The 13,241-nt window shown below is 39.0% G+C and carries 12 protein-coding genes, 1 tRNA gene and 1 pseudogene; 8 read left to right on the forward strand and 6 right to left on the reverse strand.

Annotation, left to right across the window (positions count from 1 at the left end; translation table 11 throughout):
- The first annotated feature begins 69 nt into the window (after positions 1 to 69).
- The 4 genes from H0W62_03645 to H0W62_03660 all read left to right on the forward strand — a co-directional run bounded on the left by H0W62_03645 (position 70) and on the right by H0W62_03660 (position 3,866).
- Positions 70 to 306, forward strand: coding sequence for a DUF2064 domain-containing protein (locus H0W62_03645; GenBank protein ID MBA3647637.1), 237 nt, complete (start codon positions 70 to 72; stop codon positions 304 to 306).
- 39 nt (positions 307 to 345) lie between these two features.
- The gene (locus H0W62_03650) at positions 346 to 624 is read left to right on the forward strand and encodes a hypothetical protein (GenBank protein MBA3647638.1); all 279 of its coding nucleotides are present in this window, start codon (positions 346 to 348) and stop codon (positions 622 to 624) included.
- A gap of 75 nt (positions 625 to 699) precedes the next feature.
- Positions 700 to 1,401: a TIGR04283 family arsenosugar biosynthesis glycosyltransferase gene (locus H0W62_03655; protein MBA3647639.1), complete on the forward strand. Its 702-nt coding sequence runs from the start codon at positions 700 to 702 to the stop codon at positions 1,399 to 1,401.
- Positions 1,402 to 1,412: 11 nt separating this feature from the next.
- A complete protein-coding gene (locus H0W62_03660; GenBank protein MBA3647640.1) occupies positions 1,413 to 3,866 on the forward strand; it encodes a heavy metal translocating P-type ATPase in 2,454 nt (817 codons plus the stop codon).
- A 382-nt stretch (positions 3,867 to 4,248) separates the two neighbouring features.
- On the opposite strand, the gene H0W62_03665 is transcribed toward H0W62_03660, so the two are convergent.
- The gene (locus tag H0W62_03665) at positions 4,249 to 4,893 is read right to left on the reverse strand and encodes an adenylate/guanylate cyclase domain-containing protein (GenBank protein ID MBA3647641.1); all 645 of its coding nucleotides are present in this window, start codon (positions 4,891 to 4,893) and stop codon (positions 4,249 to 4,251) included.
- 446 nt (positions 4,894 to 5,339) lie between these two features.
- On the opposite strand from H0W62_03665, the pseudogene H0W62_03670 reads away from it, so the two are divergent.
- A pseudogene (locus H0W62_03670) lies at positions 5,340 to 6,267 on the forward strand (NAD-dependent epimerase/dehydratase family protein).
- Between the two features lie 181 nt (positions 6,268 to 6,448).
- Here the strand turns inward: H0W62_03670 and H0W62_03675 are convergent.
- Positions 6,449 to 6,522: transfer RNA gene (locus H0W62_03675), tRNA-Asp, on the reverse strand.
- Between the two features lie 130 nt (positions 6,523 to 6,652).
- Between H0W62_03675 and H0W62_03680 the strand changes: the two genes are divergently transcribed.
- A complete protein-coding gene (locus H0W62_03680; protein MBA3647642.1) occupies positions 6,653 to 6,985 on the forward strand; it encodes a YbjQ family protein in 333 nt (110 codons plus the stop codon).
- A gap of 51 nt (positions 6,986 to 7,036) precedes the next feature.
- On the opposite strand, the gene H0W62_03685 is transcribed toward H0W62_03680, so the two are convergent.
- Both H0W62_03685 and H0W62_03690 read right to left on the reverse strand, forming a co-directional pair.
- Positions 7,037 to 8,365, reverse strand: coding sequence for an MFS transporter (locus H0W62_03685; GenBank protein MBA3647643.1), 1,329 nt, complete (start codon positions 8,363 to 8,365; stop codon positions 7,037 to 7,039).
- Positions 8,366 to 8,452: 87 nt separating this feature from the next.
- On the reverse strand, positions 8,453 to 9,760 hold the full coding sequence (locus H0W62_03690) for a cation:proton antiporter (protein MBA3647644.1): 1,308 nt from the start codon (positions 9,758 to 9,760) through the stop codon (positions 8,453 to 8,455).
- Between the two features lie 275 nt (positions 9,761 to 10,035).
- On the opposite strand from H0W62_03690, the gene H0W62_03695 reads away from it, so the two are divergent.
- Entirely contained in the window at positions 10,036 to 10,239 is a 204-nt protein-coding gene (locus tag H0W62_03695) for a fructose-6-phosphate aldolase (GenBank protein MBA3647645.1), read from the forward strand.
- Between the two features lie 88 nt (positions 10,240 to 10,327).
- Positions 10,328 to 11,020 carry an ATP-binding cassette domain-containing protein gene (locus H0W62_03700; protein ID MBA3647646.1) on the forward strand — a complete coding sequence of 231 codons (693 nt, stop codon included), beginning with the start codon at positions 10,328 to 10,330 and terminating at the stop codon, positions 11,018 to 11,020.
- Here H0W62_03700 and H0W62_03705 read toward each other — a convergent pair.
- The gene (locus H0W62_03705) at positions 10,983 to 12,110 is read right to left on the reverse strand and encodes a glycosyltransferase (GenBank protein MBA3647647.1); all 1,128 of its coding nucleotides are present in this window, start codon (positions 12,108 to 12,110) and stop codon (positions 10,983 to 10,985) included. The genes H0W62_03700 and H0W62_03705 overlap by 38 nt on opposite strands.
- A complete protein-coding gene (locus H0W62_03710) occupies positions 12,107 to 13,234 on the reverse strand; it encodes a glycosyltransferase (protein ID MBA3647648.1) in 1,128 nt (375 codons plus the stop codon). The genes H0W62_03705 and H0W62_03710 overlap by 4 nt, the downstream gene beginning before the upstream one ends.
- Between the last annotated feature and the right edge of the window lie 7 nt (positions 13,235 to 13,241).

The following is a 13,241-nucleotide window of genomic DNA, read 5'->3' on the forward strand; positions in this document are numbered from 1 at the left end:
ACCGTTAGACAGTGCCTGGCAGAGTGAAATGCAATAGGGTTATGACAAAACTGTAATAATCGGAACTGATTGCCTGATTTGAGTGCAGGAATAATTATGAATGCTTTTGCATACTTGAATTTGCATTATGTAGTGATTGGTCTTGCTGAAGACAGCGGATATTATTTGTTAGTAATGAAACAATTTTATCCTGCATTATTTGAGAACGTTATTTGGAGCACCGGCAGGGTTCTTGACGAGACGGTTAAGAAGTGTGCTGCTTTTACAATTAGACTATTGCTTGTGACCTGTACTAAAAGACATTGACGAAGAAAAAGATTTGCAAACTTTTAATCTGCAAAGGCAATGAAAGAGCAACTCATATTTGTTTACAATGTCAATAGTGATTTATTCAGCACTGTTACTGACTTTGTTCATAAAATCTTATCGCCATCCACCTATCAATGCAAATTGTGTGCATTGACGTACGGCAACTTTTCACTAAAGCAGGAATGGAAAGCTTTTATTGAAAGCCTGCTGATAGAAACAGTTTTTCTTTGTAAAGACGAATTTGGAAACAGCATAAAATACAACCTGCTCTGCCAGCCGTTTTTACTTCTGCCAACGGAGCAGTCAAGGAAATAATAACAAAGCATGCAATAGAAAGTTTTCGGTCTTAAAACGAACTGAAAAAATTAGTGACAGAAAAATTAAAAGAACATGTTCAGCATCATCATTCCCACATACAATGAAGCTGACCAGATTGCACAGACAATCAATAAAACACATGCAGCCATTGGTGAGCATGAAGCAGAAATCATTGTTGTTGATGGTGGCAGCAGTGATGATACGGTTGCTATTGCACAGCAATGCGGTGCTACTATAGTAAAGAGTGAAAGCAAAGGAAGAGCAGCACAAATGAATAAAGGTGCATCTGTTGCCAAACATGATATTCTATACTTTCTTCATGCTGACAGCATTCCCCCACCAGATTTTACAAACCAGATTTTAAATGCTTACAATAAAGGAATTAAAAGCGGATGCTTCAGACTTGCATTTGACAACCAGCATTGGTTTCTAAAAGCTAATGCATGGTTTGCAAGATTTAATGTAAATGCTGTTCGCTTCGGCGACCAGAGCTTGTTTGCAACCTGGGAAGTATTTGATAAAGCAGGCGGGTTTAGAGAAAATTTGCTGATGATGGAAGACCAGGAAATTATTTATCGCCTGAAGAAACATGGGAAGTTTAAAGTATTGAATGATGTTGTCATTACTTCTGCAAGAAAATATTTGGACAACGGTGTGTACCGGATGCAGGGAATATTCTATCGCATTTGGGCTATGTATTATTTAGGATATTCACAGGAGCAAATGCTGAAGGTTCACACAAAATTAATTAAGAAAACAAATTGTAACATGTAAAAATCAAAAAAATGCATACTCAGGATTTTATAAATAATAACATACACGAAAGCAATAGAGAAGACAAATATTACTGCCCGATGCATTGTGAAGGTGATAAGGTTTACGATAAGCCCGGGGACTGTCCTGTATGCGGAATGAACCTTGTAAAAGTTTCTTCTGCTGAAAAGCAAAACTCCCTACATACACATGCAAAAGATACACAGGATAAATGTTATTGCCCCATGCATTGCGAAGGTGATAAAGTTTACGAAAAACCGGGCAACTGTCCTGTATGTGGAATGAACCTGGTGAAAGTTCCTGCAGTTCCAAAAAAAACTAGTCCGGCACAAACAACTGCTCCTGATACGGGTGGAAAATACACCTGCCCGATGCATCCGGAAATTATAAAAGATGCACCAGGCTCTTGTCCTATCTGCGGTATGGATTTGGTTCCGCTTCAACCTTCAGAAAATGAAGAAGAAAAACTTTATAAAGAACTCTCAAAAAAGTTTAAAGTGGCAGTGCTTCTTACTTTTTTCATTTTAATTATTGCCATGTCAGACATGCTTACTGCCAACCCGTTTTTTAAAATAATGAGCCAGGCAGAATGGAATTGGGTTCAGCTTGTATTTTCATTACCGGTGGTGTTTTACAGTGGATGGATGTTTTTTCGAAGAGCATGGAAATCCATCATCAGTCGCAACTTCAATATGTTTACTTTAATTGGCATAGGCACAGGAGTAGCGTTTTTATTTAGTGTGGTGGCTATGCTTTTTCCATACATTTTTCCCAATCAGTTTAAAACTGAAAGCGGAACTGTGTTTGTTTATTTTGAATCTACAACGGTTATTCTCACCTTAGTTTTATTAGGTCAGTTGCTCGAAGCAAGAGCACACTCTAAAACCAGCGGCGCTATAAAAGAGTTATTAAAATTAGTTCCATCAGAAGCCACAGTTATTATAGATGGAAATGAAAAGATTATTCCTATAGAGGAAATAATAGAGAAGCAACTGATCAGAGTTAAGCCCGGCGAAAAGATTGCTGTTGATGGTAAAGTAGTAGAAGGGGAAGCAAGCATAGATGAAAGTATGATTACCGGAGAGCCTATACCTGTGGATAAAAAAACAGGTGATAAGGTTTCTTCGGGAACAATAAACACTACCAAATCTTTTGTGATGGAAGCAGAAAAAGTGGGTTCGGAAACATTGCTTTCACAAATAATAAAAATGGTGAATGATGCAAGCCGTTCAAAAGCTCCCATTCAAAAATTAGCCGACAAAATATCCAAGTATTTCGTTCCGGCTGTTGTCATTGTATCAGTTCTCACCTTTGTTATCTGGGCACTGTTTGGTCCTGAACCAAAATATGTGTATGCCTTTGTAAATGCTATAGCTGTATTAATTATTGCCTGCCCATGCGCTTTGGGATTGGCTACGCCTATGTCTGTAATGGTGGGTGTTGGTCGTGGAGCACAATCAGGTGTATTAATTAAAAATGCAGAAGCAATTGAAAAAATGAACGGGATTGATACACTTATCATTGACAAAACAGGCACCATTACAGAAGGCAAGCCATCAGTAGAAAATATTGCAGCGATTGAAAATTATAATACTGATGATCTGTTGCAGAAAATTGCTTCTCTAAATAAATATAGCGAGCATCCTTTAGCTGAAGCGGTAGTCAATTATGCTGTTCAAAAAAATATCTCTTTCTCTGCTGTAAAAGATTTTAATGCCGTAGCAGGTAAAGGTGTTGTAGGAACTCTTGGTGAAAAAAAGATAGCACTTGGCAATAGAAAATTAATGGAAGAAACGCATTCAAGTATATCTGAAGATCTGGAGAAGCAGGTAAATGCTGAACAAACAAAAGGCAAAACAGTTTCCTACATTTCTGTTGACGGCATCGCAGCAGGATATATAACCATTACAGACAAAATAAAGGAAACGAGCAAAGATGCAGTTCAGCAACTAATTGCTGACAAAATATCAGTCATAATGCTCACAGGAGATAATCAAAGCACTGCAAAAGCTGTTGCCGATACGTTGAACTTGACGGGTTATAAAGCAGAATATCTTCCGAATGATAAATTGGAAGAAGTAAAACGGTTGCAGAAAGAAGGAAAAAAGGTAGCGATGGCAGGTGATGGCATTAATGACGCACCTGCATTGGCACAAGCCGATGTGGGCATTGCAATGGGTACAGGTACCGATGTGGCAATAGAAAGTGCTGCTATTACATTGGTAAAAGGCAATTTGCAGGGCATTGTAAAAGCAAAAAAGTTAAGTCATGCTGTGATGAAAAACATTAAACAAAATCTGTTCTTCGCTTTTATTTACAATGTTGTTGGTGTTCCTGTTGCAGCCGGCATTTTGTATCCTTTTTTTGGTTTGTTATTATCACCGATGATTGCTGCAGCAGCAATGAGTGTGAGTTCCGTTTCTGTTATCGGTAATTCACTGCGGTTAAGAAATGTCATTCTCTAACAATAAAAATTCCGTATAAACAATAAACCTTCTGTAATCAATTCGATGTAAATGAAACCTGCCGGACATGCCGTCATTAAAGAAGATCAATTCTCTTTTAGATAGCAACAAAGTTTAGCATTTGGATTGGAATGCTGTTGCAGTACTCTCTTGTTGATAATTGCACCAACAACTATCACAACTATACGCAAATAGCTGATGCAACATTAGAGATGGCTGCTAAAGCGCTTAAAGCAGATAAAGAAGTTGGCTGGCTGTGAAAAATCAATCATGGCAATTGTTGAACTGCGAAAAGGGAGTCAGTCATCTTAAAGCTGCTGTCCGAATGGGTAATCTCACTTCACCTCCACCGTGCTCAGCGCCACCTTGTTCCCTTTTCCTTTCAGTTCAATTTCGCCGATAGGAATTTGCTGAAAAGATTTGTCAAAGGCAGCAATCCAAGCAGCTCATCCGAACAAAGAATTTTCACCTGGTATTCGTTGCATTTGCTTTGGATGCGTGCAGTGGTATTTAATACGTCACCGGAATAGGTGATGTCGCGCTTGATGATGCCCACTTCTCCGGCGATCACTTTGCCGTAATGGAGGCCGGCTTTAAATTCCGGTACCAGGCCATAAATGGATTCGTACTTCTCTTTCATTTCATAAATTTTTTTTCTCATGTCGAAGAAGCAGTTAAGGCATTGGTTGTTGTCGATTCCGTTTTTCAATTTCCAGGAGATCACAATTTCATCTCCAACATACTGGTAGATTTCTCCCTTGTTGTGGATGATGGGATTGGTGATGTCTGCAAAAAAATCTTTGAGCAGGCTGTGGTAATTTTTATTTCCTAATTTTCCGGCAATGGTGGTGGAAGAGGCTAAGTCAACAAACATGAACATGTGCTCCTCTTCTCTTGGTGAATGGTATTTTCCCATGATGAAGCTCCACAAGATGCCTTGTCCGAACTTATCACTGATCTGGAGAAAAAACTGCGTAAGCGCTACTGCGCCGGACCAGGCTACTATATTTTGGGCTGTCCTGATCACTTTACTTTATATCATTTTGTTTTTTTTCATAAATCTATCGCAGATATATGTTGCACTTTTTATTCTAAGTATTTTCAACCTATAAATAATGATTGATAGCTGGAAATTGTATAAAAGCACAAATGAAGCATTAAACCTTTTAATTCTTTAAGTGAGGAGTTGCAAAAAATTATAACGGTTTTCAAACTGGTGAAAACTGCAGGGTTATTTGTTTACCCCATTTGGGCAGCCGGTGGCTTTATCTTAGGTGGCTTTTGGGGTTTGGGTAAATCTGTAGATGCAATTTTATATAACACCAGGATGATAACATTTTCAGGTATAACTGTTTTAGTTTTGGTTCCTATATGTTATTATACTTCAAAATGGAGGTTCATTATGCTTAGGGGAAACACCTGAAAAAGTTGAAAAACCTGATTGATGGATTAAGCTAAAAAACCAAAAATCAAATGCAGACAATAATCGGATCCGGTGGAACTATTGGGTTTCCATTAGCGAAAGAGTTAAAAAAATATACCAATGACATCAGGCTGGTAAGTCGCCACCCAAAAAAAGTAAACGAAAACGATGAACTTTTTCCAATGGATGTAAACGATTTAAACCTGCTGGATAAAGCAATAGCTGGTAGCGAAATAGTGTATATCACTATTGGTTTTGATTACAATCTTAAAGTTTGGCAAACAACATGGGTGCCTTTCATGCAGGCTATTATCAGTGCGTGTAAAAAACACCATTCAAAATTGGTTTTCTTTGATAACGTGTACATGTATGCAAAGTCCGCCATACCCCATATGACTGAAAATTCTCCAATACAACCACCAAGCAAGAAAGGAGAAGTAAGAAGGCAAATACATGAAATGATCATGACCGAAGCTGAGCAAAACAGTCTTTCTGCATTTATAGCGAGGTCAGCCGATTTTTATGGTCCCGATACAAACAAAAGCGTGCTTGGAGAAGTTGTTTTGAAAAATTTAATGAAGGGAAAAAAGGCACAGGCATTCGGCAGCTTAGACAAAATTCATACATACACTTATACAACGGATGCGGCTAAAGCAACAGCGATACTTGGCAACACAGAAGATGCTTATAACCAGGTTTGGCATGTACCTACAACAAAGAAAAAATTAACCTCCAAACAATGGATTGAGTTAACTGCAAGCGAACTTAAAGTGGAGCCAAAAATTCAAAAGGTTCCTACATGGCTGCTGTACGCTCTGGGAATATTTAATCCGTTGATGAAAGAATTCGGAGATGATGTATCAGAATGAACTGGATTATATTTTTGACAGCAGTAAATTTGAGAACAGATTTGGCATATATTCTACCACTCCTGAAGAAGGCATCAGAACCACTATTGAATATTTAAAGCGTGGCTGAATAGTTATTACTTTAATAATTATAAAGAACGAAACCACTGCTTATCGAAGTGCATCACCATCCACATTATCCAATTTAGAAAGTAAGATCAACTTCACTTTGTAATATATAGACAGAGAAGCTCAAATAAAAAAGCACATCTGCCGACGAACCTTCAGGTTGTCAGCATTGATGTGCTTTGCGGTCCGGATGGGACTCGAACCCACGACCTCCGCCGTGACAGGGCAGCATTCTAACCAACTAAACTACCGGACCAAAATATAAGGCGACAAAAATAATATTTTTCTACACAGAAACCGAATCGTTCCAATTAATTTGAAATATCTTGCCGCTCATAGAAAAAATAAAAATAGGAACAGCTATTAACTTAATTTAAAAAAATAAAATGGATCATCAGAAAATAACAACAGCATTTATATTAGATGGATATAAAATTTCAAAAAGCCTGGGTGTTGTTCGGGGTATTACCGTGCGTTCAAGGAACATACTGGAAAACATTGGTGCCATGTTTCAAACACTTGCAGGTGGAAATATTTCTATCTACACAGAATTATGTGAAAAAACAAGAGAAGAGGCATTGGAATTAATGGTTGGCCACGCCGAACAACTAGGCGCCAATGCAATCATAGGTTTCCGTTACGATGCCAATGAAGTGATGGATGGCGTTACCGAGGTGCTAGCTTATGGAACAGCAGTAATAGTGGAAGTTTCCCTCTAATATGTAATGGAAAATATTTAAAATTAGTCCTCAGCAATCATTTCCAATCCATCAATGCTGCAACACTTCTTCTTTTTTTACCGTCATCAGCAGTAAGAGCCCGGCCACAAAAAATACAATCAGGACTAAAACGGTGTTGCGCATATTTCCGGTAAGCTCTGTAATTAAACCGTAGAGCAATGTTCCGCAGACAGTAGCTACCTTTTCCGTAGCGTCATAAAAGCTGAAGAAAGAAGCCGTGTCTCTGGTTTGAGGAAGCAGCTTTGAATAGGTGGAGCGTGACAGCGATTGAATACCACCCATCACCATTCCCACGGCAAAGGCAACTCCATAAAACTGATATTCTGTTTGAAGGAAATAAGCTGCAATGCAGATTCCTATCCAGATAAATATAGCAAGGGTAAGACCGGCTATGTTACCAAACCTCCTGGAGATGCGCGCAAATAACGTAGCGCCTATAATGGCAACCAGCTGGATAATCAGAACCGTGATAATTAACTTCGACTGATCCAATTTTAAAACATCCGTCCCGAAGATGGTGGCGAGGTACATAACCGTTTGCACGGCACTGTTGTAAAAAAAGAATGCTGTCAGGAATTTTTTTAAGCTTGGATGCAGACGCAGCTCGAGCCATACTTTCCGTAATTCGGAGTAGCCTCCGAAGAAGGAGCTCATTTGTGATTTCGGTTTCTCTTTTAAGTGATTATCAGTTACAGGCTCATACTTGAATCGCTTTAATGCTCTAAATGGAATCTGTGCAAATCCAGCCCACCATATTCCCACCATCAGGAATGAAATCTTTGTAGGCATGCCCGGATCAGTAAAACCAAAGACACCGTAAAACTGGATCATCACCAGGTTGATGATCAGCAAAATCACACTGCCGATGTAACCCAATGAAAATCCTTTAGCGCTTACCCGATCCTGCTCTGGTTCATCTGCAATTTCCTTGAGGTAGGCATTGTAATAAACGAGGCTTCCTGCAAAGCCAATGCTTGCCAAAACAAAGAAGCTGATGCCCCAGGTGATGTTTTCCCCCGTAAACCAATAGAGTGCCGCGCAACTGGCAGAACCCATGTAGCAAAAAAACTTCATGAAGCTTAACTTATTTCCGCGGAAATCTGCGATGGGAGCAAGGAGGGGAGAAATGAGTGCAACCATTAAAAAGGAAAAAGAAAGGGCGTACGCATATAGTGCCCCATTATTAAAAGACCTTCCGAGAAATGCTACGTTTCCATTATTTATGTTTCCTGTTACAGTGGTATAATAAATAGGAAATATTGCCGTGGTGATGGAGAGCGAATAGACAGAATTTGCCCAGTCGTACATTGCCCAGCCGTTGATGAGTTTCTTATCCCCGCGTTTTAATATTTTACTCATGCTGATGGTCTTCTGCACAATATCGCAGAAAAAAAATAATCCTCTTTAGGCAATTTGCTTAAAGAGGATTACACCAACCATTATATTTTATACAATGGATTCCACTTCTGGGTTTACTATTACCCGCATTTTCTTCGGAATCACCACTTCACCATGCTTTACTTCATGTCTCAGAAGGAATACTTTCATCATGGGTCCTGCCATAAGTATGGTCACCATCGTCATTACTACCAGGCCAACGAAAATACGTTCGTCAATAATTTTTGCCTGAAGCGCAAGTAAGCCAAGAACAATTTCCATTGATCCGCGTGCATTCATCCCAAATGCAACTGCCAGTGACTCATTTTTATTTAACCCTCCCACACGAGCCCCGATACCTGCGCCTACCAATTTGGCAATGCAGGCCACTGTAAGAATAAACAGGACTACAGTAAGATCAAAATTGGCAACGAAATTGACCCGTAAGCCAATGGATGCAAAGAATAAAGGAGCAAAAATATTAGTGATAAACTGATGTAAAATATTTTTATTCTTTTCTGTAAAATGCTTTGAATCACCAACAGCAACACCCATTAAAAACGCACCAAACACGCCGCGTATGCCCAGGTATTCGGTAACCAATGCTCCTATCAAACAGAAAATGATGCCTGCTGTAAGAGAGCCGCCGGGTTGGTTTAAATTGTTGTTTGACCATTGCAGCGCTTTATTAATAAACCATCTTCCGGCCGTCATTACCAAAGCAACAAAAACCAATACCATTCCTACAGATCCGAATGCGTTCCCTTCGGATTTATTCATCAATTGCAGGATAATGGAAAATAATATCCAACCAAAGAAGTCATCGATCATGGCTGCAGTTAAAGTAAGCATGCCAATTTTGGTTTTAAGAATATTAAGATCCATAAGGATTTTCGCACAAACCGAAAGCGCCGTAATAGAAAGTGCTGTGCCGAAGAACATAGCTGGAATAAGAAGGCTTCCGGATGATGCAGGGAAAAGCAGGTCATGAAAAAACCATACCGTTGCAAAGCCGAGGGTAAACGGAAATAAAAGGCCGGCCAGGCTGATGGATGCAGCATGCCTGCCATATTTCCGGATCTTACCTAATTCTACTTCTAATCCTGCAACAAACATCAGGATGATGATACCGATATTTGCAAGGCCGTCGAATGCAGAATATGATTTTGGCTGGCTTAAGAAGATGGAGTGGAACAAATCAGGAACATAGGTCCCAATCAGCGAAGGACCAAGAATGACGCCTGCAAGAATTTCACCTATAACGGCAGGCTGATTAAATTTACGGAACAGCTCGCCAAGCAATCGCGCTGAAATGAACACGATGCTTACAATAATTAGAAAGTTTAAAGTTTCTGCTGAGGAAAGTTTGGAGACCATAGGCTAAGCGTTTAAAATTAAAAGTGGTTAAGTGGTTAGAATTTTTAAGGGAATAATAATTAGACAAAAATTTTGTTCAGTAGGACTACTATTGACGCGATAAAAATAAAAGTAATAATTTAAAATCCTACTAATTTGGTAGAATTAATCTATCATATAGATTAAAGGATTTTAAGAATTGCACTATCTATCGTTTAATTGCTTTCATACATTTCATTATCAGATATGTATAGATGGTTTATTAAATTATGGTGTGTTTTCATAAAGCTCATTATATGTACATAATTAAGATTAAAGGAAAAGTTAAGATCCCGGATTACATACAACTGCGGGATGACCAGTTTACTTTACTTGCCTATTTCAGGGCAGACCGGCCGCAGGAGACATTGAAAAAACTAGGATTGAGTGACAAGGAAGAGCACATTAAAAAATTGATTTCTGAAATTCCGTATGGGAAAATCAAAAAGGTTACCATCTGAAAATGTTAAATGATCTGATGGTAAATTGCATTCATAATTTCAGTTTAATCAAGGTTAAACCTCTTATAAGTAAAATTTAAAAGAAACAATGGAGACTATTATTGAATTGAGGGATGTCCAGATTTTCCAGCAGGAAACATTAGTGCTCAGTCATGTGAACCTGACTGTAAGAGAGGGTGAATTTGCATATGTTGTCGGGAAAACAGGAAGCGGGAAAAGCTCATTATTAAAGATATTATATGGTGATCTGCACCTTTCAAATGGCCATGGTGTAGTAGCTGGCTATGATCTGAAGAAGCTTACATGGAAACATTTGCCATACCTGAGAAGAAAGCTTGGAATAATTTTTCAGGACTTTCAATTGTTGACCGACCGGAGCGTAGAAAGTAACCTGAGCTTTACATTGCATGCAACAGGTTGGAAGGATAAGAAAAAAATGCAGGAGCGCATACATGAAGTGCTTGACCTTGTTGGGCTGCGAACGAAAGGCTTTAAAATGCCTCACGAGCTTTCAGGCGGAGAGCAGCAGCGGGTAGTAATAGCGAGAGCACTGCTTAACCATCCTGAAATTATTCTGGCAGACGAGCCAACAGGAAACCTGGACCCGGATACCTCAGATGAAATCCTGAAATTACTTCTTGAGATAACTCAGAGATCCAAGACAGCGATATTATTTGCTTCCCATGATTTTTTAACGATACAGAAATGGTCATCGAGAACTTTAAAATGTGAAAATGGCAGGGTCATTGACTCACTGCAAACAGCAGCGGAAGCAGTTTAGCAGCATTCTCTTTATTTGAATATAGTTTTCCCAAAACCAATTTCCTGTTTTCAATTTCATTTTCACCAAAGGACTCGTTCATTAACTCCATCACTGTTTTACGCATATCATCTGCTGTATCCCGAATGGTGCACAATTGCTCTAAGCCTGTGTTCTCCACCATAGGTGAATTAGCAACCACAAACCGTCCGTTAAACAATGCATTCAGTAATTTCAATTTGGTACCTGTATTTTGAAAGGTTGGAAGCAGGTTAATGTGTGCCCTTCGTATTAATCGCATCATTTCCACTTCCCCGGGGTTAATGCGCAATTCTATATTGCGATTTTTCTTCACCGCATCTACCAGCATGTTCGAAGGATCGGAGCCGGCAATGATGAGCTTCAGGTCCGTATTTAAAAAAACTTTCGATACTAAAAAAATAGCAGCCTGGTTATTTTCAACTACCGAAAGATTTCCATGATACAGAATGTAATCGCCTTTACCGGTTATGGATATCACTTCCTCGTTAGGATGAAAAGCAGGGAGATAAGTTACGTTATGGTATCTCTGATCTAAATAATCATAATCATTCCTGGATATCGGAAGCAGGTGATCTGCCTTTAATAGAATTTTTTCAAAATTTTTCAGCTTGATCGATTCTGTAAAAAAATAAAAGCGACGAAACATTCCGCTCTCATTTTTTCCGAGATGGCGGTAATAGTCCCACTCTACATTGTGCATGCGTACTGCTTTCACCCGGTCTTTCAGCGATTCGTTATCCAGGTAATAACAGGTGTGCAATCCTTCAAAAAGAATGGGGTATACATCGAGCTCCAGGTTCTTTAATAGCTGGTCACTTTTCCTGGTCTTTACAATATATGGTTTCGGGGATGTGAAATCCCGAAGGCTGTGTTCCCGCTTGTAATAGCAAACGGATTCACAAAGCTGATCGAGCACCTCCGACTCTTTGCGACCATATTCAAAGCAATGAAGATGAATTTTTACTCCGTAATCGTGAAGTGCTTTTATTTTATAAAAAACATCCATTACACCTCCATAGTCGGGTGGATAAGGGACGTTGAAGGATATAATGTGAAGATGATAGCTCATTTAAGATTTCTGTAGAAAGAAACAAGCTTCACTTCTTCTTTCTGCCAGTTCCATTCAGCACTTGCCCGGATGCAATTTTCACGCAGACGAAAATAATACTCTTTGTCGTTGATAAGACGATTCAGTGCGTTAACAATTGTTAATGTTTCGAGGTTATCGATTAACACTGCTACTTTAAACTGAGCATTCAAAGCTTCATATTCCGGGTAATTCATTGAGATCTGCGGCACCTGTGCGTGCACGTAATCGAAAAACTTATTAGCAAGGGAAAGATAGTAGCTCATTCCCAAATTCTCAAGTAAGTTTAACCCGATAAAGCTTTGTTTGGTTAGTTCCCTCAATTCACCGGGCTTCTTCATTCCCAGGAATGTTACTTTGTTGTGTAGTTTTTCTTTTTTTACAAGTTCGCGTAATGAATCAGACAAATCACCTTCGCCGGAAATTTTTAAGTTGAGAGGAATATCTTTTAATGCTATGATTAATTGTTCTAATCCGCGACCTAGATTGAGTGCCCCCTGGTAAAAAATAAATTTGTCACCATCAAAAGATTTACTCTCTGCGATAGAAAATATTTCGCTTGTATTTAATTTCGGTTCTTTTATTTCAAGCAAAGGAACATTCCGTATTACGCCGAAATCTCTGCCGTATTTGTTTTTAAAATAAGTGGCGATGCCAAAGCTTACGGTATAGCAATTATGTATTCGTTTTACGGCATATCTTTCAATAAGCAACCATATCTTTTTTATTAGCGGGCGGTTAATCACTTCAGGAACTTCCGGAAACAGTTCGTGGGCATCATAAACACACTTTGCCTCTTTTATTTTAGAAATTATATAGCAGGGAATAATGGTATCCAGGTCTATTCCGCAGATAATATCGGCCTTTTGAAACAACAGGAAGATAAGAAGCCGGATGTTGTACTCAATATAAAAAAGCTTTCCCCTGTTAAATGCAAGCTGCAACCTCTTTTGAGTAAACGTTTTTTTTTCAAGGGAAACACTGGACTTTAATTTCCTTCCCGTTAAAAGAACATCATATCCTGATGCAGAAAGTGAGGTGCAGATGCGCTGCATACGCTGGTCATAAACAAGATCATTGATAACGGTAAAGATGATGCGTGGCACAAGGTGG

This window comes from Chitinophagales bacterium (assembly GCA_013816805.1).
Taxonomy (GTDB): Bacteria; Bacteroidota; Bacteroidia; order Chitinophagales; family UBA10324; genus MGR-bin340.